Here is an 18595-nt window from a genome sequence, read left to right as displayed (position 1 = left end):
ATGAAAGTTTTAATTGTTGTAGATATGCAAAATGATTTTGTAAATGGAGTATTAGGATCAAAAGAAGCCGTTGAGATGATTGATACTGCGGTTGAAACCATTAACTCATTTGATGGGAAAGTATTTTATACTCAGGATACTCATGGAGAAGACTATCTAGATACTGAGGAAGGCCGTCATTTACCGGTCGTTCACTGTATTAAAGGAAGCGAAGGATGGAAAATTCATCCAAAAATTGAAAAAGCATTATTATTAAAAGGCGCAACAGGAATTGAAAAATCTACATTTGGTTCTGAAAATTTAATGGGAATCATTGAAAAGGAAGTTCCGGAGGTAGAAAGCATTACACTTATTGGGATTTGTACAGATATTTGTGTAATTAGTAATGCAATGCTTGCTAAAGCGCATTTTCAAAATACTCCTGTTAACGTTATTTCTAGCGCTTGTGCTGGAGTTACACCAGAAAGTCATGAGAATGCTTTAGCAGCAATGAAGATGTGTCATATTGAAATTCAATAATGGAGGAAGCGGATGAAAGAGCAAGATCCAAAAGATAGAATTAGAGAAATGTCCGTGTTGAATCTCATCATGTTGATTGGGATTGCTATCGGATTTGGGATTGGGATTCTAATCGATAATATGATTGGTGGGATTGCCATCGGGATGTTAGGGGCGTTTATTTGTCGTCTATTATACATTCGTAAAAAATATAAAGAAATCAATCCAAAAGATAAGAAAGAGTAGGCACATTTGTTGCACTACTCTTTTTTCATTGTCATAATGGAGAAAAATGAATGGAGGGATTTTTAATGGATCAATTTGCAAAAGATGTAAGCCAATTTGTGGAAACAACAGCGGAGAAAGTAGAAGCGTTAATCGGTGAAGGAAAGGAAGTCGTTCTTTTCGTAGGACGTCCAACTTGCCCATACTGCCGTCGCTTTGCTCCAAAAATTAACGAAGTGCGTGAAGAATTAGGAAAAGAAATGTACTTCATCAATTCAGAAGACAGAGCTAACGAAGCGTTAGCAGCTTTCCGTGCGAAATACAATATGCCAACAGTACCTGGTTTATTAGTCGCTCGTGGCGGCGAAGTGCGTGTGGTTTGTGACTCATCACAAAGTGTGGAACAAATTAAAGCATTTATTGGATAATAAATGTAAAGTGAGACTCTCCGTGAAAGTGATTCGCGGAGAGTTTTTGCATGCAAAAAATAGTTCATTACCATATATGGTAATGAACTATTTTGGGTCTGTGCTCAAATTCGATATTGTGATAGAATGAAATAGAAATAAAAAGGAGGGGTTCGATGAACGAAATTAAATGTCCACATTGCCAAACGATATTTACGATTGATGAGAATTCGTATGCAGATATTGTGAGCCAAGTGCGCAATAAGGAATTTGCAGAAGATGTTCATAAGCAGTTGGAATTTGCGAAGAAACAATTTGAGACGGAAAAGGCACTCGCAAAAGAGCAAGAAAAGCGTCTTTATGATGAGGAACGTGCCAACTTTGAACAGAAGATTCTTTCACTCGAATTAGCATTGAAAAATGCAGACGTTAAAGAAGAAAAGAATGTGCAAGAAGCACTCCATCAAAAAGAGAAAGAATTCAATGCACTTCAAGCAGAATTGGACCAATTAAAGCAACAACTCCAGTTTAAAGAAGTAGAATTGTCTCAAAAATTCCAAGAAGATTTACACGCAAAAGAACGTACGATTCTTGAATTGAAACAAGAAAAAGAGTTGCAACAAAAAGAACAAGAAGTGCAACAAACGGCCTTAAAAGAAAAATACGAATTGGAATTACGTTCGAAGAAAGATCAGTTTGAATTAGAGTTGAAGGCAAAAGACGAAGCCATTGCGTTCTATAAAGATTTTAAGGCCAAACAATCAACAAAGATGGTGGGAGAGAGCCTCGAACAACATTGCGAAATCGAATTTAATCGCCTTCGTATGACGGCGTTCCCTCGCGCGGAATTTGGCAAGGACAACGATGCCAAAACAGGAAGTAAGGGGGATTACATCTACAGAGAATATGATGAGAATGGAATTGAAATTTTATCGATCATGTTTGAAATGAAGAACGAAAATGACGAGACAGCAACGAAGAAGAAAAACGAACACTTCTTTAAAGAGTTGGACAAAGACCGTCATGAAAAGCAATGTGAATATGCGATTTTGGTGAGTCTTCTTGAAGCGGATAATGAACTCTATAACACGGGTATTGTAGATGTATCCTATCAATATCCGAAAATGTATGTGGTGCGTCCGCAGTTCTTTATTCCAATTATCACCTTGCTTCGTAATGCAGCGCTAAATTCATTGCAATATAAACAAGAGTTAGCATTGATGCGTGACCAACATATCGATATTACCCATTTTGAAGAAGACCTTGAGACGTTTAAAAAAGGGTTTGCTCGTAATTATGAACTCGCAAGTAAGAAATTCCAAACGGCCATTGATGAAATCGATAAAACGATTAAGAGTCTAGAAAAAACAAAAGCCGCCTTGCTTTCTTCTGAAAATAATTTGCGTTTAGCCAATAATAAAGCGGAAGACCTAACCGTGAAGAAGCTCGTGAAGAACAATCCGACGATGAAACAACGCTTTGAAGAGCTAAACTCGGACGAATAATAAATACAAAGCTCTATTCCGTAGTAATGCGGAGTAGAGTTTTTTATGATGAAATATCGATAACTGTTCTCATTTAGAATTAAAATTAAGAAAAATGACCATCTTCTATGAACACTTAAAAAATATTGAAAAATAAAGAAAAATTACTGTTTAAAGCGAATGATATCGTTTGCTTTTTATGTACCGAATGTGTAGGATATAAGAGTATAGATAATAATTATTCTTATCTAGAACAATAATAAACAAAAGTGTTTATAGGAGGAAATTTGATGAAAGTTGTAGTAGTTGGATGTACTCACGCGGGTACTGCTGCAGTCAAAACAATTTTAAATGACAATCCAGGAACAGAAGTCGTTGTATACGAAAGAAATGATAATGTTTCATTCTTATCTTGTGGGATTGCTTTATACGTAGGAGGAGTTGTTAAGGACCCTCAAGGACTATTCTATTCTAGTCCAGAAGAATTAGCTTCATTAGGAGCTACAGTTCGTATGGAACACGATGTAACAAGCATCGACACTGTTGGTAAAACATTAACAGTGAAAGACTTAAAAACAGGCGAAGAAAAGACTGATTCATTTGATAAATTAGTACTTACAACTGGATCATGGCCAATTCTTCCTCCAATTCCAGGACGTGAATTAGAAAACGTACAATTATGTAAAAACTACAACCAAGCAAAAGAAATCTTTGCTAAGAAAACTGACAAGAAGAAAGTTGTTGTTGTCGGTGGTGGATACATCGGTATCGAATTAGTAGAAGCATTTGCTTTAGAAGGTAAAGAAGTAACATTAGTAGACGGATTAGACCGAATTTTAAACAAATACTTAGACCCAGAATTCACTGATATCTTAGAAGAAGACTTACGTGAACGTGGTGTTAATGTTCGCTTAAACGAAATGGTTAAATCATTCGAAGGCGAAAATGGCGTTGTAAACAAAGTTGTAACTTCAGGTGGCGAATACGAAGCTGACATGGTTATCTTATGTGTTGGTTTCCGTCCAAACAACGACTTAGTAAAAGACCAATTAGAAACTATGCCTAACGGTGCTATCATCGTTAACGACTACATGGAAACATCTGTTAAAGATGTATATGCTGCAGGAGATAGCTGTGCTGTTAACTACAATCCAAACGGTGGACATGCTTACATTCCATTAGCAACTAACGCTGTACGTATGGGTTCATTAGTAGGTAAAAACATCAACGGTCACAAAGTGAAATACCGTGGAACTCAATCAACATCTGGATTACACTTATTCGGATGGAACATTGGTTCAACTGGGGTTAACGTAGGTAGCGCACCTCACTTTGGATTAGATGTACGTTCTGTATACGTGGTAGATAACCACCGTCCAGAATTCATGCCAACATACGAAAAAATCTACATGAAATTAGTTTACGAAGTAGGTACAAACCGTATCGTAGGTGGACAAGTAATGTCTAAATACGACTGTACAGCTTCTGCAAACACATTGTCATTAGCAATCCAAAACAAAATGACAATCGAAGACTTGGCTTACGTAGACTTCTTCTTCCAACCAGTATTCGACCGTCCATGGAACTACTTAAATATCTTAGGACAAGCTGCTGTTGAACAAGAACGCGTATTAGCAGAAGGTAAATAATACACTTTAGAAAGAGGATGCTTGCATCCTCTTTTTTGATACACTTTTCCTCGATGCTCAAAATTCACTTATAAGTGAATTTTGGGCATTTTCACTTTAAAAAAGATTTTTTTAAAAAGTGATAGAAGAACTCCACATGGAACCTTTTCAAAGCTGGTTAGACCGTTTCTTCCTAGAAGAAAAAAGGTTGTATTTATGATACAATAATTGAGATACAATAAAAGAAGTGTGGAATTCACTACAAGAAAAGGGGAGGACGGTTGTGCAGAGATTGAAAAAGTTTGGAAACAGGCTTTGGAGTATTATTCAAGAGAATTTAATGCACGTGAATATTGGTGTAGAATCTGCAGCATTAACATATTATATTTTGCTATCCATTATTCCGATTATTATGTTGATTGCCAATATCATCCCACTTTTACCAATCCCTGTTGATGTTATTTTTAAAACGATGAGAACTATTTTTCCTGCGGATATTAATGAAGTGTTGATTCCGATTTTAAGGAATTACCTTGGCAATTTTAATGGAGGAGCCCTTTCAGTGGGTCTTTTAATTTTATTTTGGCCAGCTTCTCAAATGTTTAGTAGTTTGCAAAGAGCATTGAATGTTTTATATGGTGCTCCTGTTCGAAGGAATTTTATTTTTGAAAGATTTTTTGCGATTGTAATTGCGATGGCTGCAATTTTAATGATTTTTGCAGTTTCTGTATTGTTTATCTTTGGAGAGCAATTTTTACGTCTTATAGGAGAGTTTTTCTCGTTAAATTTATCAACCATTATTTTAGATTTTTCATTTATTAAATGGGGAATGCTTTTCATAACGGTATTTTTATTACTGAGTTTTATGTATTTTGCAATTCCAAATGTGAAATGGTCGTTCCTCTATGCTTTGCCTGGAGGATTCTTTGCAACCATTGGATTTGTATTAATTTCGCAACTATTTTCGATCTATATCCACTACGCCGGGCGCAATTTAACAGCGAATGGTGCATTTGGGACATTGATTGTATTTATGATTTGGCTGTATTTTATAGCTAATGTAATGATTTTAGGCGGAGTTCTGAATGTCATTATTTATCGATTTAGACACCCTAAAAAAGAAACTGAAGGAGTAACTGATGAAAAAAAAGAACTTAATGTACAATGATAAAGATTCACGAATCGATTATGGTGTCATTCTTCCAGTATTGTTATTGGCGTTTATTAGTATTGCTACACTATTTTCTACGACATATTTAATTAGTGGAAATGGTTCATTAAGAATGGTACTCATGCAGGTTGTGTGGTATGTAGTTGGAGTCATTGCAATTATTGTCATTATGCAATTTGATTCGGAGCAACTATGGAAACTGACCACTTGGGGTTATATTTTAGGCTTACTCATGCTATTAGCCGTTCTCTTCCTCTATGATAGAGCCACATTTGCAGATACGGGGGCGAAGAGCTGGTTCAGATTCGGTACTTTCTCATTCCAGCCTTCAGAGGTCGTGAAGATTTTTTATATTTTAATCTTAGCAAAAGTTGCGACTTCTCATAATATGAAGACAAAATATAAAACTAGAAGAACCGACTGGCAATTATTCGTTAAATTAGTGTTATGGGCAGCTCCAGCGTTGATTTTAGTGATCCTACAAAATGACTTAGGAACAACCTTAGTTTTCTTAATGATTCTAGGTGGGGTCATGATTATGTCAGGAATTAGTTGGAAGATTCTCCTTCCAATTATCATTACAGTGATTTTAATTGGAGCCCTTTTAATCTATTTAGTTGTTTATAACCGTCAACTACTATTAAATATCGGATTTAAAAATTATCAATTTGCTCGTATCGATTCGTGGTTGGATCCATATCGTGATCAAGGTGGAAATGGTTTCCAATTGTTCCAAAGTTTGAAAGCAATTGGTTCTGGTCGAATGTTTGGTAAAGGATTTGGAGTTTCTGATGTTTATGTTCCTGTTCGAGAATCTGACCTGATTTTTGCGACAATCGGAGAAAACTTTGGGTTCCTAGGGGGAACATTCTTAATCGCGATTTACTTTATTTTGATTTATCAAATGATTCGTGTTTGCTTTGATACGAAAAATGAATTTTATACTTATATCGCAACAGGCGTTATTATGATGATTCTATTCCACGTTGTTGAAAATATTGGAATGACGATTGGGCTATTACCACTTACAGGGATTCCATTACCATTTATTTCTCAAGGGGGATCGAGTCTGCTTGGAAATATGATGGGGATTGGACTTATTATGTCCATGCGTTACCACTTCAAGAGCACCATATTTGATGATGAAGAAGATGCATTCGGAGCAAAACACCAAGATGCGACCATGTTACGTTTACGTCAGGAGGATGGAAAATGATTGTTTATGTTCACCCAACATGTACAACTTGTAAGAAAGCTTTAAAATGGTTTGAATTAAATGGAGTAAAGTTCGAGCAAAAGGATATTCGTGAGAACCCTCCAACTGCCAAAGAACTTTTGAAAATTAAAGAAACTCAGAACTTAGAGTGGAAGAAAATGGCGAATACGAGTGGAGAACTTTACCGCTCTCTTGGCTTAAAAGATAAATTACCTTCGATGAGTGATGAAGAAGCAGCAAGTCTCCTTTCAAGTAATGGGATGTTAATTAAACGTCCGCTTGTATTGGATAATGGCGAAGCAACATTTGGATTTAAAGAAGAAGTGTATGAAGAGAAATGGAAGAGATAAGATGAAAAAGTATAGTGAAAATGGACTTTGGATTAAAAAAGAAGGAGAAGAATATATAATCGGTCTTTCTCCTAAAGGGCAAGATGATCTTGGCGATGTGAGCTTTGTTGAATTGCTTAAAAATAAAGAAGTAACGACAGAAGATTCCATTATTAGCGTAGAAGCGGCTAAAGCAGTGACTGAACTGTTATCGCCACTTAGCGGAACAGTCGTTGTTTTCCATGACGATTTAGAAGAAAATCCAGAATTCTTAAATGAATTAGCAGAAGAGAAAAACTGGATTCTACGCCTAACTGGAGTAGACGAAGCAGCATTCAATGCTTTATTAGATGAAGACCTTCCATGTGAACAATGTGAAGTGAAATAAAGATAAGAAAAGAAAACTACGAGTTCTCAACGAGTGAGAATTCGTAGTTTTTTATTTTGCATTTTGCTTTGAGCGATTAACGCGTTCCACAAAGTTATCAAATAACCCTTGCATCACATTACTATCTTCAATTAATAGTTCAGGATGCCATTGAACGGCAACCACGCTTTGGTCCTCCGATTTAGATTCAAATGCTTCAATAAGCCCATCCGTACTCCAAGCAACAGGGACAAAATCCGAGGCTAATTGTTTAACCGCTTGGTGATGATAAGAGTTCACAGGAGTCGTTGTTCCAAGAACGCGAGAAAGTTCGCTACCACTTGCGATTTGGATCGTATGAGTTGGTTGGCTCGGCATTGTTTTTTGTGTATGTTTCACAGAAATATTATCATATTGTGATTCAATATCTTGGTAGAGTGTTCCGCCAAGTGCGACGTTCAGAATTTGTAAGCCGCGACACACTGCAAAGATTGGTTTGTGTTGTCTATAAGCTTCTTTAATGAGCTCAATTTCAAACGCATCACGAGCAGGATAAGTACGTGCCAAGTTAAGATGTGGTTCTTCGCCATATAATAATGGAGAAACGTCTTGTCCACCCGCTAATAAAAGTCCATCAAGTCGAGAAATGAATTCTTTTGCAAATTCTGGGGTACTGATGGGAATAATGACAGGAATCGCTTTTGCCTTTTCAAGACCACGGACAAAACCATTTGGCGCATACGATAAAATGTAGCGATCTTCTTCCGTGTTATCTTGGCGATGATTTCCTGCAATACCAATAAGTGGATAAGTTTGCATGTGCATCAGCCTTTCTTTCAAAAATTAGTACCATCATAACTCATTTTCATTGAATTGAAAAGTATTTGTATCATTTTCAAAGAGAGCGTCTATTTGCGAATCGTTCTCAATTAGGATAAAATAAGACAGAATAGAATGATTATAAAGGAGAATGAATTGTGGCAACTTTAGAGATTAAAAATCTACATGTATCGATTGAAGACAAAGAAATTTTAAAGGGCGTTAATTTAACGATTAACACTGGAGAAATTCATGCGGTGATGGGTCCGAATGGAACTGGGAAATCAACACTTTCTGCAGCTATTATGGGTCATCCAAGTTATGAGGTAACGCAAGGGGAAATCCTATTAGACGGTGAAAACGTCTTAGAAATGGAAGTAGACGAACGCGCTCGTGCTGGTCTATTCTTAGCGATGCAATATCCAAGTGAAATCGTTGGGGTGACAAATGCAGAATTCATGCGTTCAGCAATCAACGCACGTCGTGAGGAAGGCGACAAAATGGGAGTTCGTGAATTCATCAAGAAACTTGATGAAAAAATGGCCCTATTAGATATGCCAGAGGAAATGGCAGAACGTTACTTAAATGAGGGGTTCTCAGGCGGTGAGAAAAAACGTAATGAAATTCTTCAATTACTAATGATTGAACCAACTTTTGCGATTTTAGATGAAATCGACTCAGGCTTAGATATTGATGCCCTAAAAGTTGTGTCACGTGGAGTGAATGCGATGCGTGGTGACAATTTTGGATCATTAATTATTACGCACTACCAACGTCTTTTAAATTACATTGAACCTGATGTAGTACATATTATGATGGATGGCCGTGTTGTGATGACAGGAGATGCGTCTCTTGCTCGTCGCCTAGAAGCTGAAGGATACAAAGGAATCAGTGAAGAATTAGGAATCAAGATTGAACATCAAGAGTAGGAGTGAGATTGTGGCAGAGACAAAATTAACCATAACACCAGAAGAAATCACCGCATTCTCTCTTACAAAGAATGAACCAGAGTGGTTTCTACAAACACGTTTAAAAGGGTTAGAACTTGCTAAAACGCTAGACTTACCATTTATTGAACGTGTGAAATTCCACCGTTGGAACTTATTTCAGTCTTCAATTGGAGAAGGCACTTCAATGATTGAGGAGCTCCCAAAAGTGATTCCAACAGCAGCTGGAAGTGCCAAAATTGTACAATTAGGTGCGGTATCTTACTGGGAAGAAATGAATGCTGAAACAGCCATGAATGATGTTCTGGTGATGGATTTATTTGACGCTTTGGAACAATATCCAGAGCTTGTAAAACCGTACTATATGACAAAAGCTGTACCAGTCGATGAAGATAGCTTAACGGCTTATCACGCTGCGATGGTCAACTCAGGAGTATTTATTTATATTCCTAAAAATGTAGCCGTGGAAGAGATTATTGAGTCTCATTTCGTTCAAAACAACTTAGTGGACGAAGCGTTCGTGAAACACGTGTTAATTGTGGCGGATGAAAATAGCTCGGTCTCTTATGTGGAACGTTTTGAGAGTGTTGGAGACAAAAAGAATACAGCAAACATTGTTGTAGAAGTGATCGCCAAACAAGGGGCGAAAGTTCAATTTGCGGCTGTGGATACTTTAGGTCAATCAACAGATGCGTATGTGAACCGTCGTGGTTATCTTGAAAAAGATGCAACGATTAACTGGGCGCTTGGCATTATGAATGATGGAAATGTGATTGCAGACTTCGACTCTGAATTACGTGGAGATGGTTCTCATTCACAAGTGAACGTTATCGGTATTTCTACAGGACGCCAAGTACAAGGAATCGATACTCGTGTGACAAACTATGCGCCACATTCTGTAGGGCATATCTTACAACATGGTGTTATTTTAGATAAATCAACCTTAACTTTTAACGGAATTGGACATATTATTAAAGGAGCGAAATTCGCAGATGCCCAACAAGAAAGCCGTGTACTCATGCTTTCAGAAGGCGGACGTGGAGATGCGAACCCAATTCTATTAATTGATGAAAATGAAGTAACGGCTGGACATGCAGCAAGCGTGGGGCAAGTAGATGATGAACAATTATTCTACTTAACAAGCCGTGGAATCTCTGAAGCAGAGGCAAAACGCCTTGTAATTCGTGGATTCTTAGGAGCCGTGATTCGTTCAATTCCTTCAAGCACTCTTCAAAAAGAACTTGTAGATATGATTGAACAAAAGTTGGTTGCAAGCTATGATTAGTAAAACGATTCGAGAAGACTTTCCGATTTTAAAGCGTGAAGTCAACGATGAAGTGCTTGTCTATTTAGACAATGCAGCCACCACACAAAAGCCACGTCCAGTCGTAGAAGCCCTTGAAAAATTCTATGCAATCCACAATGCCAATATTCATCGTGGGGTGCATACATTAGCACAGGAAGCAACAGACTTATATGAAGCGGCTCGCGCTAAAGTGACGAAATTTATCCATGCTGGGAGTACAAAGGAAGTGCTCTTTACGCGTGGAACAACAACCAGCTTAAACTGGATAGCACAAGGATTCGCACAAGGACGCTTGCAAAAAGGGGACGAAATTTGGATTAGCCCGGCTGAGCATCATTCGAATGTGGTGCCTTGGCAACAAGTAGCCAAACAAACAGGAGCCGTCTTACGTTATTTTTCATTAACCAAAGAGGGTGAATTAGACCTTGAAACAGCAGGAAAATCTTTAACCGAGAAGGCGAAAATCGTATCGATTAACCACGCTTCAAACGTTCTAGGAACAGTAACGGATGTGAAACGTGTAGCCGAAATGGTTCATGCAGTAGGAGGCATCCTCGTTGTGGATGGTGCTCAAGCAGCGCCGCATCAAAGAGTGGATGTCCAAGCGTTAGATTGTGACTTCTATGCCTTTAGCGGGCATAAAATGCTGGCACCTACAGGGATTGGTATCTTATATGGAAAAGAAGCACTTCTTCAAGAGATGAATCCTGTAGAATTCGGTGGCGAAATGATTGATTTCGTGTACGATGAGGAGAGTACGTGGAATGAATTGCCGTGGAAATTCGAAGCAGGCACGCCAAATATCGCAGGAGCGATTGGATTGTCCGCTGCTATTGATTATTTAGAAGAAATCGGCATGGACAATATCCATCAGCATGAACAAGAAATTGTCGCATTTCTCTTACCAAAGATGCAAGAGATGGAAGGTGTGACAGTCTACGGGCCAAGTGACCCAGCACAACATTCTGGAGTCATTAGCTTTACGATTGATGGCCTCCATCCACACGACATCGCAACGGCGCTTGATATGGAAGGTTTTGCGGTTCGTGCAGGACATCATTGCGCGCAACCTTTAATGAGATGGCTGGATGTACCAGCAACATGTCGTGCAAGTCTTTATATTTATAACACGCTTCAAGAAGCTGAGAAGTTTTTAGAAGCATTAGAAAAAGTAAAGGAGTTTTTCCAATATGGCCTTATCTAAATTAGATCAGCTTTATCGTCAGGTGATTTTGGATCATTCTTCTCATCCTCACCATAAAGGATTGGTGGATGATGCGAGCATTCCAACGATTGAATTTAATAATCCGACGTGTGGAGATGTGTTGCAGTTGCAACTTGTAGTAAATGATAACGGAGTGATTGAAGATGTTCACTTTGATGGACACGGTTGTACGATTAGTATGGCGAGTGCCAGCATGATGAGTGATGCGATTATTGGAAAGACGATTGACGAAGCAGTCTCTTTAGCCGAAGACTTCTCTAGTCTGGTTCAAGGGGAAACTGTGGATGAAGAACCTTTAGGGGATGCGGCGCTCCTTGCCGGTGTTCAAATATTTCCAGCGCGTATTAAATGTGCCACTCTTGCGTGGAAAGCATTAGAACGTGCAGTAGAAAACGAGAAAGCATAAGAAAGTGGTGACAAAATGAGTGGAGTTCCTGAATTAGCCGATTACAAATATGGCTTTCATGAGGATGTAACACCTGTTTATGAAACAGGAATGGGATTAAGTGAAGAAGTCGTGCGTACGATTTCAAAGGTGAAGAACGAACCACAATGGATGCTTGATTTCCGATTAAAATCATTGAAGACATTCGAAAATATGCCAATGCAAACATGGGGTGCGGACCTATCAGATATCGATTTTGATGCAATTACTTATTTTAAACGTGCCAGCGATAAGCCAGCGCGTTCATGGGATGATGTTCCTGAAAAAATTAAAGACACCTTCGAGAAAATCGGGATTCCAGAAGCAGAACGTGCGTATTTAGCAGGAGCTTCAGCACAATTTGAATCTGAAGTGGTTTATCATAATATGAAAGAAGAATTCGATAAACTTGGAATTATTTTTACAGATACAGATTCTGCTTTGAAAGAATATCCAGAATTATTCGAAAAATACTTCGCCAAACTTGTACCACCAACGGATAACAAGTTAGCAGCTTTAAACTCAGCAGTATGGTCAGGCGGAACGTTCATCTATGTACCCAAAGGCGTGAAATGTGATGTACCGCTTCAAACGTACTTCCGTATTAACGACCAAAATATGGGTCAATTCGAACGTACCCTCATCATCGTGGATGAAGGGGCTAGCGTACACTATGTTGAAGGATGTACAGCTCCAACGTATTCTTCAAATAGTTTACATGCAGCGATCGTTGAAATCTTCGTTGAAGAAGGTGGATATTGCCGCTATACAACGATTCAAAACTGGTCGGATAATGTGTATAACTTGGTAACGAAACGTGCCAAAGCAGCTGCTTACGGAACCGTTGAGTGGATTGATGGAAACCTTGGTGCAAAGACAACGATGAAATATCCTTCAGTATTCCTTGAAGGACCGTACGCCAAAGGAACAATGTTATCGATTGCGTTTGCCGGAGAAGGTCAACACCAAGATACAGGTGCGAAAATGATTCACAATGCGCCACATACTTCAAGTTCAATCGTTTCAAAATCGATTGCTAAAGATGGTGGAGCGGTGAACTATCGTGGTCAAGTGACGTTCAGTAAAAAATCAGATTATTCGATTTCTCATATTGAATGTGACACGATTATTATGGATGACAAGTCGAAATCAGATACGATTCCATTTAACGAAATTCATAATGATAAAGTGGCTCTAGAACATGAAGCCAAAGTGTCAAAAATCTCAGAAGAGCAATTGTTCTACTTGATGAGTCGTGGAATTAGCGAGTCAGAAGCTACAGAAATGATTGTTATGGGATTCGTTGAACCATTTACAAAGGAACTTCCAATGGAATACGCTGTTGAATTAAACCGTTTAATTGCGTACGAGATGGAAGGGTCCGTTGGATAGATGACATAAGCCAAGAAACATTGATAGAATCAGGTTTCTTGGCTATTTATATTCATAACTCTATTGAATATAATCTTTAGTAATTATATGATTGTAGTAGTTTAATGATAAATAAAAATCGAGGGATATGTTTATGATTAGTGAAGAATATATAGAAAGAGAAAAACGAGTAGCAGAATGCTATAAGAGATACTTTGATTCTAGACCAGAATTAAAGAAAGCATTAGATGAATTACATGATTTGATTGAAAATGATAAGATTTCATTTGAGGAGTTCAGGAAAAGAGCTCTTGAAGCCGGAAAAAAATATGGCTAAGCATCTAACAAGTAATTAGGTGCTTTTTTTGATTGAATCTTAAATTATTTCTCGATGAATCTCTGTAAGGATTCGATAAGGTAGGCTGTTATTCAATGAATAATCTACTCCAAAAGGAAAAAGCTTCTTTATAGTTCTATATTATTTATAAAATATTTTTAAATCGAGTATATTACACTTGTATTATATTCGAGACATGTTATAATATGGTCATCAGAGAAAAAAAGAAAGGAGAATGGGAATGAGAAAACAACCGTGGTCGAACGAAAATAAGACAGAGCGGATTAACTTCACGATTGAACCTTCTTTAAAAGAAGCATTTTTGAAGATAATTTCGACTGATGTTTCAACTTATTTTAGATCGGTCATCGAGAAAGAAGTCGAAGGTCATCAAAAAAAAGTTGAAAACTGGCCGGATGCCATTAAGAATTTATTGCATGGACAATTTAAGGCGTTCTCCGAGCAAGTATTTGGAACATTTAATTACCGAGGACGAAACTATCCTTATAAGATTTTGGATGTTATGTCCGTTGAAGAAGGCCAACCATTGGAAGTCATTGACTATGAAGATGGGCTGGTTTATGTTAAAGTGATTGAGGAGCTCAATCCAGAAAAATTAGTATATGTAACTTTATAGAAAGAAGGAAATTTATCATGCCATTAACAATTATTATTATCGCTTTAGTATTAGTTTTATTAATTATTGCGTTCAAATCAATTCGTATCGTACAACAAGGACACAAAGCAGCTGTTCAATCATTCGGACGTTATGTTGGGGAATTAGGACCAGGGTTACACTTTGTAACACCAATCATTCGTAACATTGCTTACGTTGTAGATATGCGTCAACGTTCATTGGATTTAGATCCACAAGAAATTATCACAAAAGATAACGTTAATTTAACAATTGACGCTTCAGCTAAATACCATGTAGATAATCTTGAAGAATACTTATATGGAAACACAAACCCAGAAGGATTATTACTGTTAGATATCCAAAACGAATTACGTGACATCATCGGTACAATGACGATGGCTGAAATTCTTGGTGGTACAAACAAAATCAACACTGACTTAAACCAACGTGTATTCGGTAAAACAGACTCTTACGGGGTTACAATCGACCGTGTTAACATTGGTGAAGTTATTCCTCCACAAAGCATCGTTGAAGCGATGAACAAACAAATCACTGCTGACCGTGAACGTGATGCTGCGTTAATCGCTGCTGACGCTCGTCAAAAAACAGTTGAAATGGATACAAGAACTCAAAACAACAAATTATTAGCAGATGCTCGTGCTCATGCTGAAAAAATCGCAATTGACACTCAAGCAACTGTTGCTCAATTAACAGCTATCAACAACGCATTAAATGAATCTAACTTAAATGCTGCTGCATTAGAATACTTAGCAATCGATGCTAAAAAAGCTCTTGCTGAAGGTCCAAACAATACAGTTGTATTAATGGATGGACAAAATAACGCAAAAATTGCTGAAAACATTGCTTCATTAGCATCAGGACGTAAAGTTTGGGACGAAGCAGGTAAATAATCATGAAACAACGAGCTAGCAAATCTTTCTTTAGATTGAAGTGGCTTGCCGTGTTGATTGTCAGTTTCTTCATGATGGGAACTTTCCTTAGTGTTGCTGTAAATACAGTATATGCAGAAACGACCTCAGATAATTCTAGTAAAATGGTGGGGTCGTATGAAACCACGGTTAATGTTCAGGCAAACAAAAATTTTAATGAAACAATTACGGTTCCTTTAAAGTTTAACAATCCTGATTATGATTCTGTGAAAATACCTGTTCAACTCAACAATCTAAAAGAAGGAAACTATAAACTTCAATTTTTTGTATTCAGAGAAAATAAAAAATACAAAGTAGATGTCTTTCTCTTAAATAAAAATAATCTATCTATTCACCTTGAATTTATTGATATAGTGGATGGGAAAGTCGTTAAGCCATTCCAATATGATAGAGCAACGGATAAAAGAGATGTAGAGGAGATGACGACTGAAGCCGTAAATGAAAAAGAAAATCAGTCTAATCTGCAATCTACGAATCAAAAGAATAATGACAATAACACAAAGACCAATACGTACGGTAGTGAAAAAAATTCTAATACGAATGACAATAAGAAAATTAGTTTCTTGTTGAATAATTTAAATCTAAAAGATGGCGAATTTTATTATGTATTAGGACAAGCTTTGTTTTTTATCGTATTAATTCTAATGGTATTTGTTTTTATTGGTAAAAAACAAAATAAGGCAAGAAATAACTCACAAAAAGAGAACTCTAATATGAATATGAGATCTCCTAAGAGAAATGAACGACAACAAAATAATACGGATTCTAGATTGGAAGATATTCCACAAAGAGTTTATCGTCCACGTCATAGTATTTCGAATCCAAAACAACGTTCTCAAGCTAAAAAACAAGCGACTAAACAGGCATTACAATCTACAAAACACCAAAGAACTCAACAGAGCCCAGAAGAGTTTGTTGGAACTCAACGTCCAACAAGACCAGTAGTGTATAAGACAAAATCTAAAGAAAAGTCTCATACTTTACCAAGAGTACTTTCTAACAAATCTCTTCCTCGAATCATAAAAACAGTTCGTTTAAAATAAAGCGTCAAATCCTCTAAGTTGTAAAAGACTTAGGGGATTTTTTTACAGGGAAGCATTTGCAGTCTATAAAGAATGGGAGTATTCTAAGTGTGAAGGGTGGAATATGGATGCAAGAAATACAAAAACTAATGAAAAAAATTGAGGCAGATCCTCAAAATACCGAGTATACAAAAGCCGGAATACAGCCATTATTTTCTGCGCCACGACGCGCAAAGATTTTGATTGTTGGGCAAGCTCCTGGAATTAAAGCGCAAGAGAGTCGCTTATTCTGGAACGATAAAAGTGGAGATAATTTAAGAACGTGGATGGGAGTTACTCGTGATTTCTTTTATCAATCCGATTTATTTGCAGTTGTGCCGATGGATTACTATTATCCAGGAAAAGGTAAATCTGGAGATCTTCCACCACGTAAAGGTTTTGCCGAAAAATGGCATGAAAAAACTTTAGCCTTAATGCCAGATATTGAACTCATTATTTTAGTAGGAAAATATGCGCAGGATTATTATTTAAAAGACACCAAAAAGAAAAACTTAACTGAAACCGTAAAAGCGTACAAAGAATACTTACCGAAGATGTTTCCTTTAGTACATCCATCTCCTTTAAACCGCAGATGGATGGCAAAAAATCCATGGTTTGAAAAGGAAGTCTTACCTGAATTTCAAAAGAGAGTTCAAGAAATCATTAAAGGAGCCAAGTAATGAGAACAGAGGTATATCCAGAAATCGAAATCTATAACGAACATATGATTCCAGTGGGGGCCTTGCATACCATTTACGTGGAAGAGTCAGGAAACCCATTAGGACATCCAGTTGTTGTTTTACACGGCGGACCAGGAGGGGCATCCTCTCCAGCGAATCGTCAATTTTTTGATCCAGAATTTTATCGTATTATCCAATTTGATCAACGTGGATGTGGAAAGAGTACCCCTTTTGCATCGTTAGAAGAGAATACGACGCAGGATTTAGTAGCGGATATGGAGAAGATTCGTACCACATTAGGGATTGATAAATGGCTTGTCTTTGGTGGTAGCTGGGGAACAACGCTAGCCTTACATTACACGATTGCACACCGTGAACGCGTCGTAGGATTGATGCTTCGTGGGATTTTTCTTGGCCGACAAAGTGATGTAGATTGGCTGTATCAAGATGGGGCGTCTCATTTTTATCCAGAGAACTTCGAGAAGTTTAAGGCACCGATTCCTGTTGAAGAACAAGGAGAATTGGTGAATGCGTACTACAAGCGTTTGACGTCAGAGGATGAATCGATTTGTCTAGAGGCAGCGCGTGCATGGGCAGAGTGGGAACATGGTCTCGTGAAGTTGATTCCGTATGATCCAATTGTCTGGGATGAAGCAGGTATTCGCGGGGCTCTTACAATTGCGCGAATGGAATGTCACTTCTTCTATCATCACTGCTTTGTAGAAGACGATAATTTCATCTTGAATCATGCTGATGCCTTCAAGGGGATTCCAATGCATATCGTACATGGGCGTTATGATGTGGATTGCCTCCCGAGCGCGGCGTTTGAACTCGCTCAAGCAGTTGATGGCTCAGAACTCATCTTTGCACAAGCGGCAGGACATACCGCAATGGAACCTGCCACGATGGAAGCATTAGTTGGTTTTAGTGAGAAATGCAAAATTTATTTTAAATAAAAAGAAAGGCTCGTAAAATGGATCTACGGGCCTATTTTTGTGTTTAGATTTTTTCAAGAAGCATTGTAGCAATTCGCTCTACGTCTCGGTTACTTCCGCGTAATTCAAATTCATCTAGCACTGGGAATCCAAAGCGTTCTGAATATTGACGGGCAGTGAGGCAGAATTGCTTGTTGAAGTTACGATTTCCGCTACCAATTACGCCAAAGCAATGTGCGTAATTATGTTCATAGGCTAAGAAATCACCGAGTGGATTCGTTAAGACTTCAACGTCTCCATTATCCACGCCATTTCCACCTTCTAAATAAGTCGGTAGAAAAGCAACGAAGGGTTTTCCTACTTTGAAGTAATCTTCTTGGCCTTTAACAAGGTCTTTGACATTGGTTAATGTCACGTTTAAAGATGGCTCCAAGAAGCGGAGTTGATCTTTTAGACGCGTTACAAAGTTATGTGTATTTCCGGTTAAACTAATATAAATAATCGGTAATTCTTTCGACATTGAGAAACCTCCTGAAAGATTTTTGCTGTCTTTAAGTATACCGCACTTTGCCTAATCC

Annotated in this window: 22 protein-coding genes; 20 read left to right on the top strand and 2 right to left on the bottom strand. The window is 37.8% G+C overall.

The window, feature by feature from the left end:
- From NQ540_RS06840 to NQ540_RS06800, 9 genes are all read left to right on the top strand, one after another.
- Positions 1–519: a cysteine hydrolase family protein gene (locus NQ540_RS06840; RefSeq protein WP_005606715.1), complete on the top strand. Its 519-nt coding sequence runs from the start codon at positions 1–3 to the stop codon at positions 517–519.
- Positions 520–531: 12 nt separating this feature from the next.
- A complete protein-coding gene (locus NQ540_RS06835; RefSeq protein ID WP_005606713.1) occupies positions 532–744 on the top strand; it encodes a hypothetical protein in 213 nt (70 codons plus the stop codon).
- A gap of 65 nt (positions 745–809) precedes the next feature.
- Positions 810–1151, top strand: a complete 342-nt coding sequence (locus tag NQ540_RS06830) for a thioredoxin domain-containing protein (protein ID WP_039849151.1) — start codon at positions 810–812, stop codon at positions 1149–1151.
- A 155-nt stretch (positions 1152–1306) separates the two neighbouring features.
- The gene (locus NQ540_RS06825) at positions 1307–2635 is read left to right on the top strand and encodes a DUF2130 domain-containing protein (protein ID WP_005606710.1); all 1329 of its coding nucleotides are present in this window, start codon (positions 1307–1309) and stop codon (positions 2633–2635) included.
- A 269-nt stretch (positions 2636–2904) separates the two neighbouring features.
- The gene (locus NQ540_RS06820; protein WP_005606708.1) at positions 2905–4263 is read left to right on the top strand and encodes an FAD-dependent oxidoreductase; all 1359 of its coding nucleotides are present in this window, start codon (positions 2905–2907) and stop codon (positions 4261–4263) included.
- Between the two features lie 262 nt (positions 4264–4525).
- Positions 4526–5410 (top strand): YihY/virulence factor BrkB family protein, encoded by an 885-nt coding sequence (locus NQ540_RS06815; RefSeq protein WP_049555187.1) that lies wholly within the window; start codon positions 4526–4528, stop codon positions 5408–5410.
- Positions 5382–6629, top strand: a complete 1248-nt coding sequence (locus NQ540_RS06810; RefSeq protein ID WP_005606705.1) for an FtsW/RodA/SpoVE family cell cycle protein — start codon at positions 5382–5384, stop codon at positions 6627–6629. The genes NQ540_RS06815 and NQ540_RS06810 overlap by 29 nt, the downstream gene beginning before the upstream one ends.
- The gene (locus tag NQ540_RS06805; protein WP_005606703.1) at positions 6626–6979 is read left to right on the top strand and encodes an arsenate reductase family protein; all 354 of its coding nucleotides are present in this window, start codon (positions 6626–6628) and stop codon (positions 6977–6979) included. The genes NQ540_RS06810 and NQ540_RS06805 overlap by 4 nt, the downstream gene beginning before the upstream one ends.
- Before the next feature lies 1 nt (position 6980).
- Positions 6981–7346 (top strand): glycine cleavage system protein H, encoded by a 366-nt coding sequence (locus NQ540_RS06800; RefSeq protein WP_039849088.1) that lies wholly within the window; start codon positions 6981–6983, stop codon positions 7344–7346.
- Between the two features lie 51 nt (positions 7347–7397).
- On the opposite strand, the gene NQ540_RS06795 is transcribed toward NQ540_RS06800, so the two are convergent.
- Positions 7398–8144: a gamma-glutamyl-gamma-aminobutyrate hydrolase family protein gene (locus NQ540_RS06795; protein WP_005606701.1), complete on the bottom strand. Its 747-nt coding sequence runs from the start codon at positions 8142–8144 to the stop codon at positions 7398–7400.
- Positions 8145–8302: 158 nt separating this feature from the next.
- Between NQ540_RS06795 and sufC the strand changes: the two genes are divergently transcribed.
- The 11 genes from sufC (at position 8303) to pip (ending at position 18038) form a co-directional block, all read left to right on the top strand.
- Positions 8303–9073 carry a Fe-S cluster assembly ATPase SufC gene (sufC, locus tag NQ540_RS06790; protein ID WP_005606700.1) on the top strand — a complete coding sequence of 257 codons (771 nt, stop codon included), beginning with the start codon at positions 8303–8305 and terminating at the stop codon, positions 9071–9073.
- Positions 9074–9083: 10 nt separating this feature from the next.
- Positions 9084–10376, top strand: coding sequence for a Fe-S cluster assembly protein SufD (sufD, locus tag NQ540_RS06785; protein WP_039849086.1), 1293 nt, complete (start codon positions 9084–9086; stop codon positions 10374–10376).
- Positions 10369–11601, top strand: coding sequence for a cysteine desulfurase (locus tag NQ540_RS06780; RefSeq protein WP_005606696.1), 1233 nt, complete (start codon positions 10369–10371; stop codon positions 11599–11601). The genes sufD and NQ540_RS06780 overlap by 8 nt, the downstream gene beginning before the upstream one ends.
- Positions 11588–12028: a Fe-S cluster assembly sulfur transfer protein SufU gene (sufU, locus tag NQ540_RS06775; RefSeq protein ID WP_005606694.1), complete on the top strand. Its 441-nt coding sequence runs from the start codon at positions 11588–11590 to the stop codon at positions 12026–12028. The genes NQ540_RS06780 and sufU overlap by 14 nt, the downstream gene beginning before the upstream one ends.
- A 15-nt stretch (positions 12029–12043) precedes the next feature.
- On the top strand, positions 12044–13438 hold the full coding sequence (gene sufB, locus NQ540_RS06770; RefSeq protein ID WP_005606693.1) for a Fe-S cluster assembly protein SufB: 1395 nt from the start codon (positions 12044–12046) through the stop codon (positions 13436–13438).
- Positions 13439–13571: 133 nt separating this feature from the next.
- Entirely contained in the window at positions 13572–13754 is a 183-nt protein-coding gene (locus NQ540_RS06765) for a hypothetical protein (protein ID WP_039849085.1), read from the top strand.
- A gap of 241 nt (positions 13755–13995) precedes the next feature.
- Positions 13996–14391: a hypothetical protein gene (locus NQ540_RS06760; protein ID WP_039849084.1), complete on the top strand. Its 396-nt coding sequence runs from the start codon at positions 13996–13998 to the stop codon at positions 14389–14391.
- Between the two features lie 17 nt (positions 14392–14408).
- Positions 14409–15302 carry an SPFH domain-containing protein gene (locus tag NQ540_RS06755; protein ID WP_005606687.1) on the top strand — a complete coding sequence of 298 codons (894 nt, stop codon included), beginning with the start codon at positions 14409–14411 and terminating at the stop codon, positions 15300–15302.
- Positions 15303–15304: 2 nt separating this feature from the next.
- A complete protein-coding gene (locus NQ540_RS06750) occupies positions 15305–16384 on the top strand; it encodes a hypothetical protein (RefSeq protein WP_005606686.1) in 1080 nt (359 codons plus the stop codon).
- Between the two features lie 107 nt (positions 16385–16491).
- Positions 16492–17082 carry a uracil-DNA glycosylase family protein gene (locus tag NQ540_RS06745; protein ID WP_039849082.1) on the top strand — a complete coding sequence of 197 codons (591 nt, stop codon included), beginning with the start codon at positions 16492–16494 and terminating at the stop codon, positions 17080–17082.
- Entirely contained in the window at positions 17082–18038 is a 957-nt protein-coding gene (gene pip / locus NQ540_RS06740; protein WP_005606683.1) for a prolyl aminopeptidase, read from the top strand. Before NQ540_RS06745 ends, pip begins: the two co-directional genes overlap by 1 nt.
- 43 nt (positions 18039–18081) lie before the next feature.
- Here the strand turns inward: pip and nrdI are convergent, their stop codons facing one another.
- On the bottom strand, positions 18082–18537 hold the full coding sequence (nrdI, locus tag NQ540_RS06735; RefSeq protein WP_005606681.1) for a class Ib ribonucleoside-diphosphate reductase assembly flavoprotein NrdI: 456 nt from the start codon (positions 18535–18537) through the stop codon (positions 18082–18084).
- Positions 18538–18595 lie beyond the last annotated feature (58 nt).

Source organism: Granulicatella adiacens ATCC 49175, from assembly GCF_025150565.1.
GTDB lineage: Bacteria > Bacillota > Bacilli > Lactobacillales > Aerococcaceae > Granulicatella > Granulicatella adiacens.
The sequence above is the reverse complement of the archived record's forward strand: the minus strand, read 5'-3'. Positions and strand labels throughout refer to the sequence as shown.

Coding starts and splice junctions, on each gene's coding strand:
- NQ540_RS06840 (WP_005606715.1), top strand. CDS start 1: ATGAAAGTTTTAATTGTTGTAGATATGCAAAATGATTTTGTAAATGGA.
- NQ540_RS06835 (WP_005606713.1), top strand. CDS start 532: ATGAAAGAGCAAGATCCAAAAGATAGAATTAGAGAAATGTCCGTGTTG.
- NQ540_RS06830 (WP_039849151.1), top strand. CDS start 810: ATGGATCAATTTGCAAAAGATGTAAGCCAATTTGTGGAAACAACAGCG.
- NQ540_RS06825 (WP_005606710.1), top strand. CDS start 1,307: ATGAACGAAATTAAATGTCCACATTGCCAAACGATATTTACGATTGAT.
- NQ540_RS06820 (WP_005606708.1), top strand. CDS start 2,905: ATGAAAGTTGTAGTAGTTGGATGTACTCACGCGGGTACTGCTGCAGTC.
- NQ540_RS06810 (WP_005606705.1), top strand. CDS start 5,382: ATGAAAAAAAAGAACTTAATGTACAATGATAAAGATTCACGAATCGAT.
- NQ540_RS06805 (WP_005606703.1), top strand. CDS start 6,626: ATGATTGTTTATGTTCACCCAACATGTACAACTTGTAAGAAAGCTTTA.
- NQ540_RS06800 (WP_039849088.1), top strand. CDS start 6,981: ATGAAAAAGTATAGTGAAAATGGACTTTGGATTAAAAAAGAAGGAGAA.
- NQ540_RS06795 (WP_005606701.1), bottom strand. CDS start 8,144: ATGCAAACTTATCCACTTATTGGTATTGCAGGAAATCATCGCCAAGAT.
- NQ540_RS06780 (WP_005606696.1), top strand. CDS start 10,369: ATGATTAGTAAAACGATTCGAGAAGACTTTCCGATTTTAAAGCGTGAA.
- sufU (WP_005606694.1), top strand. CDS start 11,588: ATGGCCTTATCTAAATTAGATCAGCTTTATCGTCAGGTGATTTTGGAT.
- sufB (WP_005606693.1), top strand. CDS start 12,044: ATGAGTGGAGTTCCTGAATTAGCCGATTACAAATATGGCTTTCATGAG.
- NQ540_RS06765 (WP_039849085.1), top strand. CDS start 13,572: ATGATTAGTGAAGAATATATAGAAAGAGAAAAACGAGTAGCAGAATGC.
- NQ540_RS06760 (WP_039849084.1), top strand. CDS start 13,996: ATGAGAAAACAACCGTGGTCGAACGAAAATAAGACAGAGCGGATTAAC.
- NQ540_RS06755 (WP_005606687.1), top strand. CDS start 14,409: ATGCCATTAACAATTATTATTATCGCTTTAGTATTAGTTTTATTAATT.
- NQ540_RS06750 (WP_005606686.1), top strand. CDS start 15,305: ATGAAACAACGAGCTAGCAAATCTTTCTTTAGATTGAAGTGGCTTGCC.
- NQ540_RS06745 (WP_039849082.1), top strand. CDS start 16,492: ATGCAAGAAATACAAAAACTAATGAAAAAAATTGAGGCAGATCCTCAA.
- pip (WP_005606683.1), top strand. CDS start 17,082: ATGAGAACAGAGGTATATCCAGAAATCGAAATCTATAACGAACATATG.
- nrdI (WP_005606681.1), bottom strand. CDS start 18,537: ATGTCGAAAGAATTACCGATTATTTATATTAGTTTAACCGGAAATACA.